The following is a 23,014-nucleotide window of genomic DNA, read 5'->3' as shown; positions in this document are numbered from 1 at the left end:
CACATGCATACAAGTGATGCAAGTATCAATTTGTAGGTCTATTTTATGTAATTTAAAGCATAAATTTATGCGAATAATTTATAAACAGTTGGTGTGCGTCCTTTATAGCGTGTCAGTAAGCTGATATTGGAGCGGGAAACACCGAAAAGCTCAGCTAAGTCATTTTGGCTTAAGCTTGTTTTATTAAATTGATTATTACCTGACTTGCCTTGATAGAGCTGTCTAATTTCAGCTACTTCTAAGTCAGTTAATTTGGCACTGCCTTTATGACATTCACCGTGAATGAGTTCATGACGAGGCTTAAGGATTAAATCTTCTAAGATGAAATTCACATAATCACCTGTTGTACATGAAACACATAGATTTTTATCTTCGTAGTCAAACTCAGGATGAAAAGCCCAGTAAACGAGACGACTTAAATTATAATGTTTAGGTTTGGTACCTGTTAGATTGATTTTAACTTCTGCGTGTCCTTTATGAATGTAGGGTTTAAGCACCTTGCCTGTCTTGCCTATAATTTTACCATTTTCATAAATTGTGTAACCATTCATTTTTACAAAATGCATTATTAGGACCTCCTTATGAAATAAGTCTTCTTATGTTTAGAATACGCCTAAAGTATTGAAAAATCTAGGGAAAAGTGGAGGCGTTCATGTAGAAAGTTAAATGACTTGAAGTAAATAAATTTGTTAAAAATGCCAGTTGTGCATTTAATAGTTTAGAAAATTCTTATATTATAGAAAGGAAAAGATTGTAAGTTATAGGAGGCATATTATGAATAGTAAAATGAGAAATAAAATTTTAAGCAGTGGATTAGTAATTGGACTATTAGGTAGTGCTCTAGTAGGCTGTGGACAAACTCAAAATGCAGCAGTTAATAGCGTTGGAGGAAATACAGCACAGACAGCTAATCAAACAGCAGGTCAGACAATAAACCAAGAAGCAGTAAATGATGAAGCGGTTAGTGAAGTACAACAATCTGAAGCTGTGGCTTTAGAAGGACTTGAAGATGTAGATTACAGCAGTGATTTTGAGGGGATTAATGGCTGCGCTGTATTTTATTGCGCAGTACAAAAGCAGGGACAGGTCTACAATATGGATATTGCACAGAAAGAGGCTTCACATTGTTCCACTTTTAAGATTGTATCTACTTTAATGGGACTTCATGAAGGGGTTTTAAAAGATGTGAATACAACTATGGGATATGATGGCAAGAACCAGTATCCTTTTGACGCTTGGAATACAGATTTGAATCTAAAAGATGCCTTTGCCAGTTCTTGTGTATGGTATTTCCGTAAGGTGATTGATGGCGTAGGACAGGAAAAGACAGCTGAGATGCTTAAGGATTTAGGATATGGTAACTGTGATATTTCACAGTGGCAAGGCAGTGGAACAAATGGTACACCAGATTTAGATGGTTTCTGGCTAGAATCTTCTCTTAAAATTTCACCTATGGAGCAGGTACAAGTGTTAGTAAAGATTTTTGAAGAGCAAGCAGTCTTTACTGAGGAAGAACGAAGTACTTTAAAAGACGTCATGTTAGTAGAAGAAAATGAAGGCTATAAAGTTTATGGTAAAACAGGTACAGGCTATGGGGATAATGCTTGGTTTGTAGGTTTTGTTGAGAAAAATGGCGAAAATGAATATTTTGCACTACGCCTTAATGAAGAATCATTAAAAGGGGAGAAGAGTATGACAATTACAGGTGGTAAGGCCAAAGAGATTGCACTAAAAATTATAGCTAACAGAAAATAATATTTAAAATATTATAAATTTAAATAATATATTGAAAAAGTTTTCAAAATAAAATATGATAGTAGTGTTAGAAAATCTAATAAAATAATTCACATAATGTGTCTGCTATGGTGCTAAAGGCATAGTGGATGAAAAGGGAATCAGGTGAGAAACCTGAACGGGACTGCCGCTGTATGCACTTAATGTTTTTATATTCGTCGGTGAAAGCCGGTCACTGAGTAATTGGGAAGGCAGGGTATAAAGATGCAGAAATGAAGTTTCTATAGAGTGTAAGTCAGAAGACCTGCATTAGCGTTTGAAAAAAGCCTATTAAGGTTTATTTGTTGTGCAAACATGTGAAGATGACACAGGAATACAGCTGTGGCAATGATTAAATTGCCACAGCTTTTTTAGTGGATTAATTTAATCAGCATAAATAAAGAAAGGAGGTCTACGAAGAGGCGTTTTACAAAAATTATATAATTTTAAAGGGGAGATTTTAAGATGAAAAAAATAAAAAGCCGTATGCTAGCTCTACTTATGGTTTTAATTATGTGTATAGGACAGTTTAATGTTGTCTTTGCTAATGATGGAGTAGCTGGCTATGTAACAGTAGCAGTAGAGAAATTTACATTAGGTCAAGGTTATTATATAGAGCCAGTAAATGTGCCATTTTATGAAAATGAAAAAGTAGGTAGTGTAGTTGCTAGAGTACTTGGAGATGGAAAATATAATAAAGGCCGCAATTCTAGCAATATTAGTTATTTAGCAAATGTATATGATCCAAATCCAGGTGCTGTAAAAATTCCAGCATATATTATGAATAAATTAGAGGATTTTGGCGGTGTAGAACAAACAACACATACATGGCTTGGTGAATTTGATTATAGTGTTATGTCAGGTTGGATGTACTTTGTAAACAATGATATGCCAGATGTAGGTATGAACAATTATGTATGTCATAATGGTGATGTTATCCGTTTAGAGTTCACACTTTATGGTTATGGTACTGATTTAGGTGTAAGCAGTGAATGGAGTGGTCCTGCACTTATTCCAGTAGCTAATAAAGATCAATTAACAAAATTAGTTGCAGATATTAATGGTAGACCAGATAAAGCTGTATTACTTCAAAGCCAACTACCAAATGATAATGCTACTGTAGGTGATTATTATGATACAGCAATTTTTGCACTTACAAATATGGAAACAGAGCAAGCTATGGTAGATTTATCATATGCAGCTTTACAAGATGCTGTAAATAGTGCAAATTAAGAGTTATTAGCAGGAAAGTAGGCTGGAAGGAAATAGCCATGGGCCATACCTTCCAGACTTATTTCTTTTTAAAGTGGAAAAGAAAGTGAGGGCTTCTATGTACAAGATAAAAGGCCGTATCCTAGCAATGCTGATGGTATTAGTATTATGTATAGGTCAATTCAATGTTGTCATTGCACGAGATAATGGTGGACAAATACAAGGAACAGTAACTGTAGCTATAGAAAAATTTACATTAGGTGAAGGCTACTATATAGAACCGATTAATGTACCATTTTATGAAAATGACAAAGTGGGTAATGTAGTTGCGAGGATTATAGGAAGCGGCAAATATAACAACGGAACAGATTCAGAGAATATTGGTTATTTAGTGAATGTATATGATGAGCATTTAGATATGCTGAATATACCGACATACATAACAAATCAGTTAGATCAAGAAGGGGGTATACTCCCTCAAACAGATGAATGGTTAGGGGAAAGTGATTATACTGCCACTTCAGGCTGGATGTATGTTGTAAATAATGCATCTGCTAATGTAGGAATGGGAGATTATATCTGTGCAGATGGCGATGTAATCCGTTTACAATTTTCACTTTATGGCTGGGGCGCTGATATAGGAATGGATAATTCTGCTTGGGGATATCCTGCATTAATTGTGTCAGCCAATAAGGATGCATTAACAAAATTAATTGCAACGATTAATGATAGAGCAGATAAACAAACATTACTTGAAAAGGAAGTCCCAGATGAAGGTGTAACAGTTGAAACGTACTATAATGCAGCAATGCAAGAGCTCACCAATATAGAAGCTGAGCAAGAAGCAATAGATGAGGTATATGAAAAGTTACAGAGCGTTGTAGCGGTTTTAGATGAGCAAGATCAACAAGTAGCTAAGCCTGATGAAAAAGATCAGTCAACACATGAAAAAACAAAAAATGAACGTATAGAAGATATACTTAGTGCGGTTTCAGAAGAATATAAAAATTATTCTTATGAGTGGTCTATTATGGATATGGCTGCTTATGGACTAAAAGATAGCTTGAGACAAGAAGATATAGATGCTTATGTAAAAGATGCTAAAGAGCTTATTCAAACTTCTAGTAAAGGAACAGATTTTGATAAAACAGCAATTATTTTTACATCATTAGGAATAGATCCTAGAACAGTTACCATGGAAGATGGCAGCTCCTTTGATATTATTGATTATATTGCAACTAGTGAAAGAATGGACCTTATTAATGGGGCTGCTTTTGCACTTTTAGCTTATGATAGCAATAATTATCCAGTAGTGGATAAGAAATGGACACGAGAAGCAGTTATTCAGTATATTAAAGATGCCCAAAGACCAGATGGCGGTTGGGCGTTAATGCCATTTTTAGGCACAGATATAGATATAACGGCTATGGTATTATCTTCACTTGCGCTATATTATAATGCAGAAGAAGATACGTATCAGGTTAAAGAATGTGTAGAGAAGGCGATTAACTGTTTATCTAATGTGCAAAAAGAAGATGGATTATATGCTTATGGCACGGCTAAGAATTCTAATACAGTGGCCATGGTAATTATTGCTTTATCTGCTTTGGGAATCGATGCAGATAAGACCCACGCTTTATTAAAAATGGTGTGAGTACATTAGATGCCTTACTATTTTTTGAAACACCCGATCATAAAATAGGTTATACGAATGGACAGAGTGAAAATGCTATGGCTACAGAACAAGGATTTAGAGCTTTAGTTAATTATAAAGCTTTTAAAGAGAGTGGTGAGCCAGCATATGTTTATCAATTCATACCAAAGTCAGGAGTAACACCAGAGCCAACTGTAACGCCAGCACCAACGGCATCACCAAATCCTACAGAATCTCCGGTGCCAACTTCAAAACCAAGTGATAATGACCAGCCAGCCACAATTACTGTATCGTTTAAATTAATAGGGGACAGTCATCATGAAGAGCCATCAAAACATAAAGAAAGTGAAACATGGATTCCAGCAACTAACTACACAGTGCCTAAGAATGCTACAGTAAAAGATGTATTTGAAAAAGCCTTAGGCGATGCGCATATTAGTTATATCAATCGAAGTGGCAACTATGTTTCTAGTATTAATGGTTTAGCTGAATTTGATAATGGGCCTAATTCAGGATGGATGTATATGATCAATGGTTCACATCCTAGCGTAGGTTTAAAAGAGTATGTCCTTCAAGGGGGAGAAGCCATCTTATGGCATTACACAGATGACTATACAAAAGAAGAAAGCTCAGAAAAATGGGGCAGTAAACCAAATACAACGCCTAGCACAAGTGGCGGAGGCGGAGGCGGCAGCGGTAAAGCTGATGCTCAAACCGATAACAAAGCTAATGAAGAAGCAGCCCCAACATCTGAAGCAACTACCAATACTCAGGCAGCATCTAATACAGTACAAAAAAGCTTTACAGATGTTAAAGCAGACCACTGGGCAAAAGAGGCTATAGAAACATTAGCAAGTAAAGGGGTTATTCAAGGAAAATCTGAAATAAAGTTTGCTCCAAATGAAAAAGTAACAAGAGCAGAATTTATTACTATGCTTTATCGTATGAGTAAAGAAGACGCTCAAAATGATAATGAAGTTACTTTTAAAGATGTAAAAGCCGAGGATTGGTTTGCGGTAGCTGTAAACTGGGGGGTAAAAGTTGAGATTATTAAAGGTATAGATGAAGAAAACTTTGGACCACAGTGCTTGGTGACAAGAGAACAAATGGCAGCTATGTTAGCAAGATATATTAGGTATATGAAACTAGAATTAAAAGCTGAAGAAAATAAAGAAGCCTTTAAAGATGAAGATAATATCTCAGATTATGCCAAAGAATCTGTGAAGACATTGCAACAATATAACATTATGAAGGGAAAAGGCAAAAATAGCTTTGTACCTAAAGATCAGGCTACTCGTGCAGAGGCTGCGCAAATACTTGTTATTATCTTCAAACAAAATGAAAAATAAACGATAGATATGAAGATAAGGCTGTCATCGTCTACTAAAGAATTGATGACAGTCTTAGTGTACTTTTTAAACCAAGTGTATTTTACAGTTTATAGAAGGAAGGGGAAATTTTGCAAAGGATTTTAAAACATATAGGGTATGTTATATTAAGTTTTTGTATCATTTGTAGTAGTGCATTTGCTATGACGCAAAGTCAATTAGAAAGTAAAATAGGTGAGACAGCCGCATATATGTGTAAAGTAGTCAAGGAACCAACAGTAGGTAGCATTGGGGGAGAGTGGGCAGTTTTAGGTTTGGCTAGAAGTGGATATAAAGTGCCTAAAGACTATTATCAAAATTATTACAAACAGGTAGAAAGTTATGTGAAAGCATGCAAAGGTAATTTACATGCTAGAAAGTATACAGAGTATTCTAGGGTGATAGTAGCTTTAACGGCTTTAGGAAAAAACCCTAAAAATGTAGGCGGTTATAATTTGTTAACGGCTTTAGGAGATTATGAAAAGACTATATGGCAAGGACTTAATGGACCTATATGGGCACTTATTGCCCTAGATAGCGGTGACTATGAAATGCCACAAAATAAACAGGCTAAGGTGCAAGCTACAAGGCAGATGTATGTGGATAAGATTTTAAAAAGCCAGTTATCAGATGGAGGATTTTCATTAACAGGAGAAGGTAGCGCAGAAGTAGATATTACAGCTATGGCACTTACAGCTTTAGCTAAATATCAAGATCAAAAAGAGGTGAAGTTAGCTACTCAAAAAGCTTTGAACTGTTTATCTAAACTTCAAAACAATGAAGGCGGTTATACAAGTTATGGGGTGAAAAATTCAGAAAGCGTGGTGCAAGTAATAGTAGCCCTTACAGAACTTAATATTTCACTGATAGATAAAAGGTTTGTGAAAAACGGTAAGACTTTAGTGGATAATCTGATGACCTTTTATATGCCAAAAGGTGGTTTTAAGCATGGTGTTTCAGATAAACAAGTGAATCAAATGGCCACAGAACAAGGTTTCTATGGACTTGTAGCTATTTCACGTTTCAATCAAAAACAAAATAGTTTATATCGCATGAAAGAAGCCAATCAAAAAGTAGCTATGTTATTGAGCAAGCTTAGTGTATAGGAGAACCTATATGAACAAATATAAAAATAAAATTTTCATTGGTTTATGCATTTTCATTGCCTTATGTATAAGTTATTTTTCGGGTGGGGACAATTTATTTCATTCATCAGAAAAAGAAAGTTATAGTACAGTAACAAGTGAGATAGTAGAAGCTAGTCCACAGGTAACTTCAGATACAAAAAATATAGGCAATGAGAAGCAGGAAAATCAAGAAAAAGGCCGACAAGAAAAATCGGAAAAAGGAGTTAAAGAAAAGGCAGCCAAAGAAGCAACTAAGAAAGCCGCTAAAGCGGCTGCAGCTAAAGAAGCTGCAAAAGAAGCAAGCTCCAAGGGGCAGGCTTCATTAAATCCTAAAATGACTCAGAAGCCAGCGGCAACTGTCAGTCAATCAGAAAAGAAACAAGAAACCAAAGATCAATACCTAACAGATCCTGTACCAGAAGGTAAACCTGAACCTGTTGAACCACAAGATGTGACAGTTACGCATAAAGCGATGAAATGTACTCTTTCTGTAAGCTGTGATACGATTCTTACGCATATGGAGGACTTAGTGACTGAGAAAGTCTCATTAGTACCTGAAGATGGTGTCTTATTCAAGGCGCAGGAAGTTACTTTTTATGAAGGAGAAAGTGTCTTTGATGTGCTTCTAAGGGAAATGAAGAATCATAAGATTCATATGGAATTTGTTAATACGCCTATTTATAACAGTGCATATATAGAAGGCATGGGGAATCTTTATGAATTTGACTGTGGTCAGCTTTCCGGATGGATGTATAAGGTAAATGGCTGGTTCCCGAATTATGGTTGCTCCCGTTATATGTTGCAAGATGGTGATAAGGTGGAATGGGTATATACCTGTGATTTGGGAAGAGATGTAGGCGGTTATATTGAGGGCATGGAGGGAGAATGATGAGAGGGTTTAAGATGTATCATCCACTGATTAACTTTATTTATTTTGTAAGTGTGATGAGTTTCGCCATGTTTCTGATGCATCCAATTTGTTTAATACTGGCACTTATAAGCAGTCTGATGTATATAATCAAGCTAAAGGGTATAAAACATGTGCTTAAAAATGCATGCTTTATGCTACCCATTTTAATAGGCACAGCTCTCATTAATCCAGCTTTTAATCATAAAGGGGCAACAATTTTATATTATTTTAAAAGCGGAAATCCCTTAACCTTAGAATCTATTGCTTATGGTTTAGCAGCAGCTACTATGTTAGTAACGGTTATGAATTTATTTATGGCTTATACGGAAGTGGTCACAAGTGATAAGCTCATTTATTTATTTGGAAGGCTTTTGCTTCCATTTCTCTTATCTTATCTATGATTTTAGGCTTTGTACCTAAGTTTAAGAGGCAACTTAAAGCTATTTCAAAAGCGCAAAGTGGTATAGGCCACTCTTTATCAAAGGGCAATATATTACAGCGTATAGGGCAGGGTATGTCTATTTTATCTATACTGATTACTTTGGTGTTAGAAGAAAGTGTTCAAACAGCAGACAGCATGCAAAGTAGGGGATATGGGCTGAAAGGCCGCACTGCTTTTTCAATCTTTATTTTTACAAAGCGGGATTGGGCAGTGCTTAGCTATATGATGAGTTTAGTAGTGTATATAGGCACAGGAATTTTTAGAGGGAGTATGTATTATAGTTATTTTCCTATATTAATGGGAAGTAAAATTTCAATCTATAGCCTAAGTGTATGGGGTGCTTATTTCTTATTAGGGCTAGTACCTGTAATGCTAGAAATATGGGAGGAAAAACAATGGAAAGTTACACAGTCGAACATTTAACATTTACATATTCCAATGGGCAGCGTAGAAGTCTTGAGGATATTTCCCTGAAAATAAAACAAGGTGAAATCGTAGTTTTATGTGGTCAGTCTGGTTGTGGCAAGACCACATTACTTCGTCATCTGAAAACTTGCTTACAGCCAGTAGGAGTTTGTGAGGGAGCAGTTTATTTTGAGGGGAAATTACTTCAAGAAGTGGACAAAAGAACACAAAGTGAGAAGATTGGTTTCGTACTTCAAAATCCCGAGACGCAAATCGTAACAGATAAGGTATGGCATGAATTAGCTTTTGGTTTAGAGAGTTTAGGGTATAGTCAATTGGAGATTCGTACAAGAGTGGCGGAAATGGCTACCTTTTTTGGCATACAAAGTTGGTTTCATAAGAAAACTAGTGAACTTTCAGGCGGACAAAAGCAGCTCTTAAATCTAGCTTCTATTATGGTAATGCAGCCTACAGTACTTTTACTTGATGAGCCAACTAGCCAATTAGACCCTATCGCAGCTCATGATTTTATCGAGACGGTGATTAAGTTAAATCGGGAGTTTGGTACGACGATTTTATTGACAGAACATCGTTTAGAAGAAGTTTTCCCAAAAGCAGATCGCGTTATCATAATGGAAGAAGGACATATATTAATAGAGGATACTCCTTTACAAACTGGAAAAAAGTTATATGCTTTAGAACATAAAATGTTTAAAGCTTTACCGGAGCCTATGCGTATTTATGCCAGAGTAAACAGGCAATTACAGCATAACAGTAATAGTCAGTGGTTATGCCCTATAACTGTCAGGGAAGGACGTAATTGGTTAGAAGCCTTCATAAAGGAATACCAGTTTCAAGAACTAATAGCGCCTACCCAGCTTGAAAAGCAAAGTGCACTGCCTATTATAGAACTTAAAGAAACTTGGTTTCGTTATGAAAAAGAAGCAGAAGATGTATTAAAGGCTTTAAGTTTAAAGGTATATTCAGGGGAAACTTATGCTTTAGTAGGAGGTAATGGCACAGGTAAAACGACGAGTTTAGGTATTATGAGTGGGGTGTTGAAACCTTATAAAGGTAAAGTTTTAATAAATGGTAAAAACTTTAAACAAGCAGCAAAAGACACACATATTGTACTGGGCGTATTGCCTCAAGATCCAAAGACCTTGTTTGTGAAGCAAACGGTGGATTTAGAATTAGAAGAAATGTTAAAGCTATATAAGAAGAAGGACATGCACGATTTATTAAACAGTGAAATCATCATGACAAAAGAAGAAATAAGTGAGCAGGTTATAGCAATATGTGAATTACAACATTTATTACAGCAGCACCCTTACGATTTATCAGGAGGGGAGCAGCAAAGAGTGGCATTAGCTAAAGTCTTACTTTTGCAACCACAAATTTTATTTTTAGATGAGCCTACTAAAGGAATAGATGCTTATTATAAAGAAAAGTTAGGACATATTTTAAGTCAGCTTAAATCAAAAGGAATGACTATCGTAATGGTGTCTCATGATCTAGCATTTTGCGCTGCTTATGCGGATAAGTGCGGCATGTTCTTTGATGGTAATATTGTCAGCGAAGCCGAACCTAGAAAGTTTTGCCGGCAAACTTTTATACTACTGCTACTAATCGCATGATGCGAAGCACTTTACCTTATGCTATTTTTCCCGAAGATGTTAATGTGGCAATTCAGGAATCTACGCCAAGGGAAGTAAGAAAAGAAGAACAGAATATAGAAGAGGGAAATGCTAAAAGAAACATAGACAGCAGTCAAAAAAAGAGCAATAAGAAAGGAAATCAGATTACAACTAGCAATATACAGATAAATATATATACGAATATAGATAAAGTAGAACTTACAAATAAGATAATGCCTCAATACAAAGAAAAAACTACTGCTAAGCATAAGCTAATAAGTCTCATAGGTTTTTTGATGATTTTAATGATTGGCCTTACTATTTATATGGGCGTAGCCTTTTTAGATGATCGTAAGTATAATTTTATCAGTTTACTGATTATGGTAGAAACTTTGTTGCCATTTATGATGTTATTTGAGAGCCGTAGACCACGTACTAGGGAAGTAGTGCTCATTAGTAGTTTATGTGCCATAGGTGTAGTGGGGCGGATGGCCTTTTTTATGGTACCTCAGTTTAAGCCTATGGTGGCTATTGTGATTATTTCAGGTGTTTGTTTAGGGGCTGAAAGTGGTTTTTTAATAGGCGCTATGACCAGCTTTGCTTCCAATATATTTTTTGGACAGGGGCCTTGGACGCCATGGCAAATGTTTGCTTGTGGCATTATTGGCTTCTTGGCTGGCAAGCTTAGTAGGTGTGAAAAATTCAAAAGGAATAAAGTATGGCTGTGTACCTTTGGTGCATTGACGACTTTTTGCATCTATGGAGGTATTATGAATGCGGCTACAGTCATTATGTGGCAGGAAAAATTAAATAAAGCTATGTTTGTAGCAGCGTATATACAGGGCATTCCTTTTGATCTCATTCATATGGTTGCAACCATTATCTTTTTAAGTTTATTAGGTGAAACGATGATAGGGAAAATAGAACGGATTAAAATAAAGTATGGCATGCTGCAACAGTAATTAAATCTAAATTGCTTATAAGGAGATATAGAGTATAAAAATGAAGCACTCAAGGAAAGAACTTGAGACTTCATTTTTTATATAGGGATTAGATATGACGAAGGTCGAAGTGGAAAATAGGTTCAGGACCACGGATTACCTGACGTTTGATTTTAACAAAGCCATTTTGATCTGCTAACATACGCCACTGAATGGTCATAATTTCATCATTTATAATTTCAATGCCTGTAAGGCCCTTACTATGAATGCAACAACCTGTATTAAAGTAAGGCAGATGACCTTTTTTAGGAAATTTACTGCGGTGGGTATGACCACAAATAAGCATAATTTTATATTTTTGAATCCATTTATTATATTGTTTTTCCACTTTATGACGTTTGTGATAATTACGAGCAGGGCTAGAGGGATTTTTAAAACCCACTACATGGATGAATCGCCAGAGATAACGAAGGAAAAACATGCTAACAGGCCAGAGATGATCATTGAATAAATCCCCTTGATGCCCATGAACCACAAGGATTTTTTGTCCTGTTTGACGGTGCATTAAGATAAGAGATTCAAGAGGCTCTATGTGATCTAAAAGAGGCATAATTTTGTCTTTATATTGGTCATAAAAATGATAGTAATGTTTTGCCACATAGTTATGATCTTTTAGAAAAATATTATGATTCCCATAGAGCATGATGAAACGATGATCGTCAAAAAAGGCTTTAAGTACAGTAAAAATATCCGTATGGGCAGCACGAATATATTTAAAATGTTTATATTCCCAAAGCTCGTCACCATCGCCTACTTCAATATAAGTATAGCCCCTATCATAATAATATCTAAGGGCACATAGCATAAGTGTTTGATTTCGCGTAAATTCATCAGAAATACTATCATCACCTCTGTGCATATCACTAAAGAAGATAAACTTAGAGTTTCTATCAAAGTGTTTAATTGGTGCTTTAAGGTAAGCTTCAGTAAGTCTTTGATTTGTAAACATAGGGTAAGCTCCTAACTTTTAAATAAAACATTTATCGATAAGAGTATTTCCCGTTTTATATAAAATAATTAAAAATTAAGTGATATTTTTTTCTAGAATTTTATAAAAAAAAAGTAAATATAATATATATTTTGTTGTATAATATATATGATATAGTAATGGAATGGAGGTGATAAAATGGAGAATATTATATTAAATATGAAAGATGCACTTATAACAACATATACGAACTGTGCCTATATTACAAGTATAAGGGGAGATGGTGAAAGTGATTTAAATTGGATTTATAGCAATTTTATTCAAATAGGATATGACCTAGAAGCAGAATATCTTGTTTATGATATTCATAATGTTGTATTTCAGGAATGTCCTTATATTGACATGAATATAGTCACTAGAGAGCAGATTAAGAACATAAGACAAGTCGTTCAAGATGCACTAGATCACCAGAGATATGTATATATATATATCAATCGCAAAGTATTACCTATATATTTTGAAACAGAAGACTTTTATCATGAAATATGTATTTATGGTTATGATGAAGAAAACATCTATTTTACTGATTGCTTACCAATACTATCTTCAGTAGATGTGAATGGTTTATTTGCAGGTGGCAAATACAGGAAAGCAAGTTGTAAGTTTGATGATTTTGAAAAAGCATACGATGCAATGAATTATCCAGCAGAGTATACGCACAATGTTTATCTTATTCAAAGAAAAAACTTAGCATCATATAAGATAGATATTAACAGAATCATAATAGAGTTAGAAGGTTATATTTATTCTAGACCTACCCAATATAGGCTGGTGAATGATGCAATTTATGGTATGGATGGTATTAGAGAAAATATTAAACTTAGTAGAGCTGGTCAATTAAAACGAGATAATGCACTTGATATTAGAGGATTTGATTTGATGTTAGGACATAAGAATCTTATGAAAAAGAGACTGATATATCTTACAGAACAAGGTTATTTAGCAGATAGTGAGAAATATATTGCAGCTTATGAGAAACTAGAAGATCGTTATAAACGTATGAAGGATAATTACTTAAAGTATGTACTTTCTGGTAGAAAGGCAATTTTTAATAAACTTATGGACCAGCTAGAAGTTGAACTAGAAAATGAAACAGAAATAATAAAAGATATGATTAATTATTTAAAAGAAGGAGTGTGCTAAATATGAAAGAAAAGATTAAAGAAATTTTAGTAGAGGTATCAGAAAAACCAGAACTTATGGAAGCATTACAAGGGGATTTTAATATTATAGAAGAAGTTGGTTTAGACTCATTACAAATGATTAACTTTATTCTAAGAGTAGAAGATGAATTTGATGTAGAAATTGATTTTGATGAATTTGATTATGATAATTTACAGTCTGTAAGTAGTTTTTGTGAGTTCTTAAAAAATCAATAAGTAGGGATGGAGATATGAGTAAATCAGTGATTATGGGGTGTTTTAATTCAGAAGCTTTTTGGAAAGAAGGACATACATGTGATTTGCCAACTCTTAGAGAAAAAGAAACTGCTAATATTATAGAAACAATGGATGAAATGCTCTTTGTACTAGGAAAGTCAGGAGACTTTTTAATGACGAAGTATCAAATGCCTAAGTTTTTTGAAAGGTATCTAAATGAGGTAGGCTTTGAATTCGAATGTGTAGCACCAGAAGAGACGGCTAAAATAGCAGGAAGTTATTTGAATACATATGCAGTTTTACCCAATACAGAAGCTATTTTGAACCAGTATGATTTAAAGGGGAATTTCCCTTCCATTAAATGTGTAAGACTTGTGAATAGCAAGAGCTATTCAACGAGACTGTATGAGAAAATTGGTTTAAAACCAATTGGTCAGATTGTAACGAACTTAGATGAGCTTATGGAAGTTGGCAATCAATTGCTAGAAGCAGGTGACTTTTTAATTAAAGAGCCTATGGGGGTTTCAGGACAAGGTAATTTATTAATTGATGGTGAGAAGACTTTATCGCGAATGAAACGTTATTTTGAAAAACAAGAGAAGAAGGGCAAAAAAATAGAATTTATTTTAGAACCTATGCTTCAGAAGAAAATAGACTTTTCATGTGAATTTGAATTAGATGAAGCCGGTAATGTGAATTTCTTATCCATTCAAAAAATATTAAATAAGGGCTTTGGCTATTTAGGCTCAGTGACAGCAGATGCAGATTTTAAGGCATTTCTAGAGTCAAAAGATTATTTTAATGTGATGTTGAAGGTAGGGGAAAATCTTCATGAAGCAGGCTACTTTGGTAGTGTATGTGTGGATTCTATGATTTTAGAAGATGATCAGATTGTGCCGATTGTAGAGATTAATGCAAGGAAGTCTATGGGATTCATTAATTATTATGTGGCACAAAAGGTATTGCCTATGGGATATCAAAGTATGCTTACCTTTTTATCTGTAGGTTATGAGGGTCAAATAAGTTTTAAGGATTTCTTTGAAAGTTTAAAGGCAGCAGGTTTACTTTTTGATAGAGAAAAAGGTTATGTCTTACCTCTTACAAGTCATGCATTAACCATTAATAGTACCGAAAGTAAGACACAGTCTATGCACAAGGGAAGACTATATGTGGCAATTCTTTATAAAGAGAATCAGCAACCTGAAGTACTTCTAAAAGAATTCAAAGACTTTTGTATAAATTATGGGATGAAACTGTACAATTAGGGAGGAGAAAAAATGGAGCTTGTAACAATTTTATGTTCAGGTGTGGCATTAGGTGTCTATATTCCTGCGATACATTTAAATTATGCATTAAAGTGTGCTGGCATAGAAACAGAAGTTGTAGTACTTGAGAACTTAATTTATGAAGAAAAGAAAAATAAGATTAATTTAAATAAAAAGGCCTTTCATGAAAACTTTAAAGTAGCACTCTTAGGTCAAAGAATGGCAGGAGACATTAGACCAAGCTTAAATCAAGATATATTAGATAAAATGTATATCAAGTGGGAAGCAGAAGGTAGAGAGAGATTTGTGGTTTTCTCAGGTTTTTGGGTACCTATTTTACAAGACTATGAAGCAAGGATAGCACCTCGCACTATAGATGTAGAGCTCTGCCATATGGATGTGGCTATCTCTGCATCATGGAAAAAATATATGTATGACTCACCTTATTATCATCATAGATGGTTTTTCAGTATTGATGAACATCAGTTAGGTTATGAATTCCCTGTAGATTACAATACGCCTCTTAGTTTTGAAGAACGCGCAAACCGCTATATGATTCATGGTGGTGGCTGGGGAATGGGAACTTATCAAAGTAAAATCCCTGAGCTTGAAGAGGCACAGATTCCACTAGATATCGTAGCCTATGCAGAAGATGAAATAAATCTTTCACATACAAACAATCGTTATTTTATGACAGATCCTAATTGGTCACCATGGTTTAAGAATCAAGAAGGTGAGCATGAATTTCCACCATTTGCCCAAGTTGTGAAAGATGTTAAATCCACGACATTTATTAATCATAAGAATCGTACGGAAGTGTTAGATGTCATTGGAACATGTAAAGCTATTATTAGTAAGCCGGGTGGGGCAACTTTGGTAGATTCTCTAGCTTCTGCAACGCCAATGATTATGCTAGATCCTTTTGGGGGTTATGAAAAGAAAAATGCCCAGTTATGGATTGAATTAGGATTTGGAATTGATTATGATACATGGCGTGAAAGCAATTATGATGAAGCAATTATTAAGAAATTACATGAAAATTTAATGGCTATTCGAGGCACACAAGAGAAGTATATTACATTATGTACAGAAAAATGGAGGGGATAGAAATGGGTGAGAAAAGTTCAATTAATTTAAGTGCCCCTAAATGGGTTGTGATTCAGCTCTTAGAACAATGTAATTTAAGATGTAAGATGTGCTATGAATGGGGGCAAGAAGGCACATATCATCATAAAGAAAACTTAAGTCAATTAGACCCTAAGGTAGTGAAACGTTTAATCCTAGACTTAAAGGATCAAAAGCCATACTTTGGTTTATTTGGAGGAGAACCTTTAATGTATCCTCATATTGAGGAAGTGTTACAGCTTATAAGGGATTATGATTGCAAAGTGGATATTCCAACCAATGGAACGCTCCTTGAACAAAGAGCTGAAATGCTTATTAAGACTAAGCCTACTCGCTTATGGATTTCATTGGATGGTCCAGAGGAAATCAATGATACCCAGCGTGGAAAAGGCGTATATGAAAAGGTAACAAAGGGCATTCATAAGTTACATGAGTTAAGAGAAATAGCACAAAGTGAATATCCTAAAATAGGTGTAACATTTATTGTAACGCCTACGAATTATCAGTATATAGAAGAGTTCTTTTTACACAGTATCAATTTAAATGAAATCGATCATTTAAGTATAGAGTTCCAATTATTTGCTACAGAGGAAAAATATCAATGCTATAAAGAAGTAATGGCAACAGAATTTGATGTCACTGAAACGCCTTGTGGTAAAGGAATTACGTGGGATATTAATGACTTTAAACAAATTGATGTACCAAGTGTTGTGGCACAAATTACAAAGGTAAAAGAAGAATGTGAAGCAAGAGGTATTTATTTTATTGCCTATCCTAAAACAATTACAGTAGAAAATCTTACCCATTTCTATAATGGACAGTGGGATCAAATGAAGGACAAGCGAAAACATTGTGCGTTCCCTTGGAGTTATGCAGAAGTTAATGCAAGAGGGAATGTTACCACATGTCATACTTTTTATGACTTAACTCATGGTAATGTCAACGAACAAAGTATACTAGATATTTGGAGAGGTGAATCTGTAAATAGATTTAGAAAGTATATCAAGAAGTCGCTATTACCTATTTGTACAGCATGCTCAAGATATTATAGCGACCCTACTAAGAAATAGGTTAGTTATGAAAAAAAGGAGATGAGGATGTGCAACCAAAAACAGAGGTAAAATTCGATAGAGAAAGTTTTAATCGTTTAAAAAGAACGATGCGTAATATGTCCGAGACAAGTCGTAAGAGAAAGTTAGCAGCAGACTATGCAACTGCATTACCAGATGAAGTGGGGATTCAATTAACCAATCGATGCAATTTACGTTGTAAACATTGTTTTGAATGGAATGAAAAAGGATTCCATCACCAAATGAGTAAAGAAAGACAAAATCAAGATATTGATATTGAAGTAGTTAAACGTATATTTGAAGAAACAAAATCAGTAAAATCGAATCTATATTTATGGGGAGGTGAACCTCTCTCATATAAATATTTAAATGAACTAGCAGATTTATTAGTAGAAGATCCTAGATGGACAGTATTTTGTACTAATGGGGTAGAAGTGAAAAAGAATATAGATGCACTCATTAAAATGTCACCCAATATGGCGATGCTCATTAGCTTAGAGGGATTTGAAGTTGAAAATGATGCGATTCGTGGAAAAGGTACTTTTAATAAGGTTATTGAAAATATTAAATACTTATTAGATCTTAAAAAGCAAGGAATCTTCAAGGGAGAAATTTCAGTTAACTGTGTTATTAGTGAGCAGATGTTAGATAAGATGTATGACTTTATGGAATACTTTGAGGAGCTTGGAGTGAATACAGTTTACTTCTGTTTCCCTTGGTATATTTCAGAAGCTTCAGCTAAGAAGATGGATGCGTACTTTAAGCAAGAATTTAGCTGGCTTTATGAATTAGATGATAGTAAGAAACCAAGCTGGTATGCTTATACTTATCATTTAAATCCGGAGATTGAAGAACATCTTATAAAGACTTTAAAACGCATTAATGAGCGTGTGTGGAAGATTAGAATTCGTTATCAGCCAGCCTTAGAACTAGATGAAGTTGGCGGCTTTATAAGGGATGATGGTGAAAGTGCGCAACACCGTAAAGAATGCTTAGCCATTTCTAACCGTATGAATGTTATGGCTGATGGTAAGGTAACGGCATGTAAGTTATTTAATGAGTTTACTATTGGTGATTTAAATAAAGACAGTGTAGAGGTAATATGGAATAGTGAAGGATTTAAGAAAATTAGAGCTAAGATTAATGAAGGACTAATGCCTATTTGTTCTAAGTGTATATTACTCTACTTACATGGAAAGTAGGAGGGGAAGATGAAAAATATAGGGATATTAGGCTGTTCCATGATTACACCAGTTTCTCTCTTAGCACCCATCAAGGAATGTGAAACATTAAAGATTTATGGTATAGCCGGTAGAAATTATGACAGAGCAAAGGTGTATGCAGAAAAATACAGTATTGAGAATGTCTATGCAAGCTATGAAGACCTTTTGGCAGATGAAAATATTGATATCGTCTATATACCTCTTGCAAATTATGTACATAAAGAATGGATTATTAAAAGTGCAAAGGCGAAGAAACATATTTTGGTCGAAAAGCCAATTTGTTTAAAAAGTGAGGATTTAGGAGATATTGAAGAAGCATGTAAGGCGAATGGTGTCTGCCTTGTAGAAGGCATTATGGCAAGACATCATCAGTGGCAAGGTTATATTAAAGAGCTTATTGATAACAAGGTATATGGCAAATTAAAACATATTCAAACAAACCTAGTTTTTGAAGCACCAGTGCCAGAAGGAGAAAGTTATCGCAACCATATGACATGTGGTGGAGGAGTATTTTGGGACATCGCTTCTTATTGGATACAATTTTTACAAGAAGTATTAGGTCTTGAGAAAATTAGTACTTATGAAGGGGCCAGTAAGTTTGATGGGCCTAATGGATGTGATTGGGATTTTGATGCTAAGGTAAGTTATGAGAATGGCGTAACGAGCAGTTTACATGGGGCCTTTGCAAAACCTTATGAAGCAGATTATATTGTAACATTTGAAGAAGCCGAATTTAGCTAAAAAATATATTTCGCCCAACTGTTGGTAAAGTTAAATTAAGAGGAGAACTTATAAAAAAGAAGAAATAGAAAAAATCATTTTTCCACCAAGTAATTATTATAGCAATCAGCTTATTTATTTAAATGATGTTTTAGAAGACAAATGTGTACCAGAGTCAATAGAAGAGATGACAGCACGAATACAGTTGTTAGAATTAATTTATCAAGATGCATTAAAGAGGAGGAAATAGGATTGGCACTTATACATGTAGAAGGTTTATCTAAACAATTTGAGTATTATAAGAAGGAATTAGGCTTAAGAAATTCTATTAAAAATCTTTATCATCGTGAAAGGCTTATTAAGGACGCAGTATGCAATATTAACTTTGATATTGAGGAAGGGGAATTTGTAGGTTTTTTAGGGCCTAATGGTGCAGGAAAGACTACAACTTTAAAAATGTTATCTGGTATTTTATATCCTACAGCAGGTAAAGCAGAGGTGATGGGATATGTGCCATGGGAAAGAAAAAAAGAATTTAAAAAACAATTTTCTATTGTAATGGGGCAAAAAAATCAACTTTGGTGGGACTTACCTGCTCATGATTCTTTTTATCTTAATAAATGCATTTATGAATTAGAAGATAAAGCGTATCAAGAGACTTTAGATGAGCTTGTAGACTTATTAGATGTAAAGGATTTATTAGGTGTACAGGTAAGACGCTTATCATTAGGGGAACGTATGAAGATGGAGCTTATAGCTGCTTTAATTCATCGCCCAAAAGTCATTTTATTAGATGAACCAACTATAGGATTAGATATTATTTCACAAAAGAAAATTAGAGAGTTTTTAAAGATATATAATAAAGAAAAGAAAGCAACCATTTTATTAACCAGTCACTATATGAACGATATAGAAGATCTTTGTAGACGTGTTGTGATTATTAATCAAGGGAAACTTGCTTATGATGGTGATTTAAGTCATGTGAATGACTTGTTTTCACAAAGTAAGATTGTTAAGTTAAATTTTGAGGAAGTAGTGGCAGAAAAAGCATTAACAAAGTTTGGCACAATGAAATCTTATGAAGGCTTAAGTGTAACTTTAGAAATGGATAAACAAAATCTAAAAGAAAAACTTAAGCAAATCCTTGAAGTTTTACCAATCGTAGACTTTACGATAGAAGACATTCCTGTTGAAGAAGGCATTGCTTACTTGTATCAAAAGAAAGAGGGGATGCCAGATGAAGAAGCAAAATAAATATATTGAAACCGTTAAAATAGGAATTCAATCTTCTATGGCATATCGTATGAATTTCTTCTTAAGTTTGTTAAGTACAGCCTTTCCTATATTTATTCAATTCTTTTTATGGCGTGCAGTATTTGAACATGCCACAAGTGAGACAGTATATGGTTATACTTTTCCTCAAATGTTAACCTATGCAGTGCTTTCAGCAATTACAACTAAATTAGTTTCTACAGGTTTTGAATATGAAATTGTAGGTGATATTAAAGATGGTGGTCTTAATAAGTTTATCGTAAGACCAATAGGTTATTTTCCTTATAGAGCAAGCTGTTTTTTAGGTGAAAAAATAATGCAGCTGATCATTATGTTAGTCGTAACAATAGGTGCAATTATGGGAATTCATTACATATGGGGGCTTATCATCGTACCTATAAGGGTTGTACTATTTATTGTTACAATACTATTAGCTGTTTACATGAATTTCTTGATTTTTTATGCCATTAGTGCTGTAGGATTTTGGCTCACAGAGGTAGCGGCCTTATTTGAATGTGCTAGAATACTAGCTATTATTGTAAGTGGAGGAATATTCCCAACAGATATATTTGGCGATAAGATCTGTAAGATATTAAATGTCTTACCTTTTAAATATACCACCCAATATCCAGTTGATCTTTTAAATAATCGATTAAGTTACAGTGAAATTGGACAAGGCATGCTTATTCAGATTGTGTGGATTATTTTACTTATGCTCATTGCACAAAGTATATGGCGCATTGGGATGAAAAAGTATGTGGCAGTGGGAGGATAACAGGGATGAGAGAGATTAAGCGTTACCTTAAAATTTATAAGTTATTTATAAAGAACTGTTTAATGGCGCAAATGGAATATCGTATTAATTTTATTACAGGTGTAATTGTTGAGTCAGGTTATTTGTTAGCGAAAGCTTTATACGCCATTGTAGTTTATAGTACAGGCGTAAGCATTGGGGGATTAAGCTCAGATGCAATTTTGTTATTCATAGGAACCTATACAATGATGACTGGTATTTATATGGGATTATTCTATGTAAACTTTCAAAAAATCCCAGAATATGTTCGTGATGGAAGTTTAGACTTATACATTACAAAACCTATTTCAACACAGTTTATGGTGACCATGCGATACTTTGATTTTGGTATGCCGATTCCTAGTATTATTGGTGGACTTACTATGATAGTCATAGGGTGGAGAAGACTAAATATAGGTATTACACCACTTCATATTATAGGATTTATAGGTTTTATGCTGACAGGGATTCTTTTAACCTATTCTATTTTCTTATTACCTCAGATTTTATCATTTTGGACAGTTAAAACAAGTGGGGTAAATGATATTTCAAATGCCTTATGGGATTTTAATAATATGCCTAAAGGAATTTATAGTAAAAGAGTACAGCAATTTGGAACATTTGTGATTCCTATTTTTCTAATCTCAAATTGTTCACCACTTGTGATATTAGATAAACTCAGTATAGGTGAAAGCGTATGGGCAATTAGTGCAACAATATTATTCTTTATACTTAGTAGATTTCTGTTTTACAAAGCGATGCGTAATTATAGTAGTGCCAGTAGTTAAGAATAAAAGAGACAATGTCATTTAGTTAAGTGATATTATATAAAAAAGTCATCTACGAATAGTTAAATATTTGTAGATGATTTTTTATAGCTTAAGTTTTGTCTAAATATATAATTTTAAGCATGACAAATAGACAGAATACTTATTTTGCTTAAAAAATTGATAAGTACCTATTTTTATGCTACTCTATAGTTGAAGCTTACCGCTTTTTTAAATTTGACCTTGTGAGGGTCAGAGCGGTTTTCACGAATAGGTAATACATTCTTTTGAATGAGAGCTTCAACATCAGGTGGTTGTACATTTTATCAAATTCTCCCTTTGGCAGTCTAAAAGTAGATGCCATTCCTTTACTTTGTGTATCTTTAACTCTAATGATATATTTCCATCCCTTTTCTTGAATATGTGCCAAAACATTATAGCTCGCATATCCTCGGTCGGCCATGATAATAGTATTCATCTAAGTTTGAGCGATCCACTATATCTGTTAATGCTCTAAACTCATTTTCTTCTCTGCTAGGCTGAATATAAGCATCTAGGTAAAGTTTATTACATACATTGCATTAAGATGTAATAAGTTGAAACCTTTTATATTAGGAGAAGACTGAAAATAGGTGCTTGAATCATTGGGATTATGTGAGATATTTAAATCCGACCCATCAACTGCCACTAATCTATATCCTTTATACGTTTTATATTGCTTAAACGAGTTATTAAACTCATGGAGTAAAAACTCAAGTGCAAAAGGTAAAATTTTATCATGTTGTTGCACAAAAGCTGAAGAAGTAGCTATATCAGATGTATAACCACAGTAATCTAGTAATTCTTTGTAAATGCTATTTCCATTCATACTTAAAAGTAATCCA

24 protein-coding genes and 1 riboswitch are annotated in these 23,014 nt (G+C 34.2%); of the genes, 20 read left to right on the top strand and 4 right to left on the bottom strand.

Annotated features, from left to right (window positions below):
* Nucleotides 1-65: 65 nt before the first annotated feature.
* Nucleotides 66-566, bottom strand: coding sequence for a helix-turn-helix domain-containing protein (locus JCM14822_RS07765; RefSeq protein WP_054741193.1), 501 nt, complete (start codon nucleotides 564-566; stop codon nucleotides 66-68).
* A gap of 208 nt (nucleotides 567-774) precedes the next feature.
* On the opposite strand from JCM14822_RS07765, the gene JCM14822_RS07760 reads away from it, so the two are divergent.
* The 10 genes from JCM14822_RS07760 (at nucleotide 775) to JCM14822_RS07720 (ending at nucleotide 11,489) form a co-directional block, all read left to right on the top strand.
* A complete protein-coding gene (locus JCM14822_RS07760) occupies nucleotides 775-1,755 on the top strand; it encodes a penicillin-binding transpeptidase domain-containing protein (RefSeq protein WP_054741192.1) in 981 nt (326 codons plus the stop codon).
* Nucleotides 1,756-1,839: 84 nt separating this feature from the next.
* Nucleotides 1,840-2,060: riboswitch (cobalamin riboswitch) on the top strand.
* 178 nt (nucleotides 2,061-2,238) lie between these two features.
* Complete coding sequence (locus JCM14822_RS07755; RefSeq protein WP_054741190.1) at nucleotides 2,239-3,006, top strand: DUF4430 domain-containing protein; 768 nt, start codon at nucleotides 2,239-2,241, stop codon at nucleotides 3,004-3,006.
* Nucleotides 3,007-3,103: 97 nt separating this feature from the next.
* The gene (locus JCM14822_RS07750) at nucleotides 3,104-4,639 is read left to right on the top strand and encodes a DUF4430 domain-containing protein (RefSeq protein ID WP_054741188.1); all 1,536 of its coding nucleotides are present in this window, start codon (nucleotides 3,104-3,106) and stop codon (nucleotides 4,637-4,639) included.
* A complete protein-coding gene (locus tag JCM14822_RS07745) occupies nucleotides 4,636-5,988 on the top strand; it encodes an S-layer homology domain-containing protein (protein ID WP_054741186.1) in 1,353 nt (450 codons plus the stop codon). The genes JCM14822_RS07750 and JCM14822_RS07745 overlap by 4 nt, the downstream gene beginning before the upstream one ends.
* Nucleotides 5,989-6,098: 110 nt before the next feature.
* Nucleotides 6,099-7,112 carry a prenyltransferase/squalene oxidase repeat-containing protein gene (locus tag JCM14822_RS07740; RefSeq protein ID WP_054741184.1) on the top strand — a complete coding sequence of 338 codons (1,014 nt, stop codon included), beginning with the start codon at nucleotides 6,099-6,101 and terminating at the stop codon, nucleotides 7,110-7,112.
* A gap of 10 nt (nucleotides 7,113-7,122) precedes the next feature.
* Entirely contained in the window at nucleotides 7,123-8,022 is a 900-nt protein-coding gene (locus JCM14822_RS07735) for a DUF4430 domain-containing protein (protein ID WP_054741182.1), read from the top strand.
* Entirely contained in the window at nucleotides 8,022-8,444 is a 423-nt protein-coding gene (locus tag JCM14822_RS21745; RefSeq protein WP_242861443.1) for an energy-coupling factor transporter transmembrane protein EcfT, read from the top strand. The genes JCM14822_RS07735 and JCM14822_RS21745 overlap by 1 nt, the downstream gene beginning before the upstream one ends.
* Before the next feature lie 113 nt (nucleotides 8,445-8,557).
* Nucleotides 8,558-8,908, top strand: a complete 351-nt coding sequence (locus tag JCM14822_RS21740) for an energy-coupling factor transporter transmembrane protein EcfT (RefSeq protein WP_242861442.1) — start codon at nucleotides 8,558-8,560, stop codon at nucleotides 8,906-8,908.
* Nucleotides 8,881-10,527 (top strand): ABC transporter ATP-binding protein, encoded by a 1,647-nt coding sequence (locus JCM14822_RS07725; protein WP_242861441.1) that lies wholly within the window; start codon nucleotides 8,881-8,883, stop codon nucleotides 10,525-10,527. Before JCM14822_RS21740 ends, JCM14822_RS07725 begins: the two co-directional genes overlap by 28 nt.
* A gap of 44 nt (nucleotides 10,528-10,571) precedes the next feature.
* Nucleotides 10,572-11,489, top strand: a complete 918-nt coding sequence (locus tag JCM14822_RS07720; RefSeq protein WP_242861440.1) for an ECF transporter S component — start codon at nucleotides 10,572-10,574, stop codon at nucleotides 11,487-11,489.
* Nucleotides 11,490-11,577: 88 nt separating this feature from the next.
* Here the strand turns inward: JCM14822_RS07720 and JCM14822_RS07715 are convergent, their stop codons facing one another.
* Nucleotides 11,578-12,477 carry a metallophosphoesterase family protein gene (locus JCM14822_RS07715; protein WP_054741179.1) on the bottom strand — a complete coding sequence of 300 codons (900 nt, stop codon included), beginning with the start codon at nucleotides 12,475-12,477 and terminating at the stop codon, nucleotides 11,578-11,580.
* A 177-nt stretch (nucleotides 12,478-12,654) separates the two neighbouring features.
* Here JCM14822_RS07715 and JCM14822_RS07710 point away from each other — a divergent pair, with 177 nt between their 5' ends.
* The 10 genes from JCM14822_RS07710 (at nucleotide 12,655) to JCM14822_RS07665 (ending at nucleotide 22,151) form a co-directional block, all read left to right on the top strand.
* Nucleotides 12,655-13,659 carry a hypothetical protein gene (locus JCM14822_RS07710; RefSeq protein WP_054741178.1) on the top strand — a complete coding sequence of 335 codons (1,005 nt, stop codon included), beginning with the start codon at nucleotides 12,655-12,657 and terminating at the stop codon, nucleotides 13,657-13,659.
* A gap of 2 nt (nucleotides 13,660-13,661) precedes the next feature.
* Nucleotides 13,662-13,895: an acyl carrier protein gene (locus JCM14822_RS07705; protein ID WP_054741176.1), complete on the top strand. Its 234-nt coding sequence runs from the start codon at nucleotides 13,662-13,664 to the stop codon at nucleotides 13,893-13,895.
* 14 nt (nucleotides 13,896-13,909) lie between these two features.
* Nucleotides 13,910-15,160 carry a hypothetical protein gene (locus JCM14822_RS07700; RefSeq protein ID WP_054741174.1) on the top strand — a complete coding sequence of 417 codons (1,251 nt, stop codon included), beginning with the start codon at nucleotides 13,910-13,912 and terminating at the stop codon, nucleotides 15,158-15,160.
* A gap of 12 nt (nucleotides 15,161-15,172) precedes the next feature.
* Entirely contained in the window at nucleotides 15,173-16,267 is a 1,095-nt protein-coding gene (locus tag JCM14822_RS07695; RefSeq protein ID WP_054741172.1) for a hypothetical protein, read from the top strand.
* Between the two features lie 2 nt (nucleotides 16,268-16,269).
* Nucleotides 16,270-17,355 carry a radical SAM protein gene (locus tag JCM14822_RS07690; protein WP_207643259.1) on the top strand — a complete coding sequence of 362 codons (1,086 nt, stop codon included), beginning with the start codon at nucleotides 16,270-16,272 and terminating at the stop codon, nucleotides 17,353-17,355.
* 29 nt (nucleotides 17,356-17,384) lie between these two features.
* Entirely contained in the window at nucleotides 17,385-18,557 is a 1,173-nt protein-coding gene (locus JCM14822_RS07685; protein ID WP_054741168.1) for a radical SAM protein, read from the top strand.
* Between the two features lie 9 nt (nucleotides 18,558-18,566).
* On the top strand, nucleotides 18,567-19,319 hold the full coding sequence (locus JCM14822_RS07680; RefSeq protein WP_054741166.1) for a Gfo/Idh/MocA family protein: 753 nt from the start codon (nucleotides 18,567-18,569) through the stop codon (nucleotides 19,317-19,319).
* A gap of 231 nt (nucleotides 19,320-19,550) precedes the next feature.
* Nucleotides 19,551-20,552, top strand: coding sequence for an ABC transporter ATP-binding protein (locus JCM14822_RS07675; protein WP_054741164.1), 1,002 nt, complete (start codon nucleotides 19,551-19,553; stop codon nucleotides 20,550-20,552).
* Nucleotides 20,536-21,345: an ABC transporter permease gene (locus tag JCM14822_RS07670; protein ID WP_054741162.1), complete on the top strand. Its 810-nt coding sequence runs from the start codon at nucleotides 20,536-20,538 to the stop codon at nucleotides 21,343-21,345. The genes JCM14822_RS07675 and JCM14822_RS07670 overlap by 17 nt, the downstream gene beginning before the upstream one ends.
* A gap of 5 nt (nucleotides 21,346-21,350) precedes the next feature.
* A complete protein-coding gene (locus JCM14822_RS07665) occupies nucleotides 21,351-22,151 on the top strand; it encodes an ABC transporter permease (RefSeq protein ID WP_242861439.1) in 801 nt (266 codons plus the stop codon).
* A gap of 199 nt (nucleotides 22,152-22,350) precedes the next feature.
* Here the strand turns inward: JCM14822_RS07665 and JCM14822_RS24915 are convergent, their stop codons facing one another.
* Together JCM14822_RS24915 and JCM14822_RS07655 are read right to left on the bottom strand one after the other, a co-directional pair.
* Nucleotides 22,351-22,593, bottom strand: coding sequence for a transposase (locus JCM14822_RS24915; protein ID WP_054741160.1), 243 nt, complete (start codon nucleotides 22,591-22,593; stop codon nucleotides 22,351-22,353).
* Nucleotides 22,594-22,683: 90 nt separating this feature from the next.
* Nucleotides 22,684-22,998, bottom strand: a complete 315-nt coding sequence (locus tag JCM14822_RS07655; RefSeq protein ID WP_054741159.1) for a hypothetical protein — start codon at nucleotides 22,996-22,998, stop codon at nucleotides 22,684-22,686.
* Nucleotides 22,999-23,014: the final 16 nt, after the last annotated feature.

Origin of the sequence: Cellulosilyticum ruminicola JCM 14822 (assembly GCF_001311925.1) — a bacterium.
GTDB lineage: Bacteria > Bacillota > Clostridia > Lachnospirales > Cellulosilyticaceae > Cellulosilyticum > Cellulosilyticum ruminicola.
The sequence above is the reverse complement of the archived record's forward strand: the minus strand, read 5'-3'. Positions and strand labels throughout refer to the sequence as shown.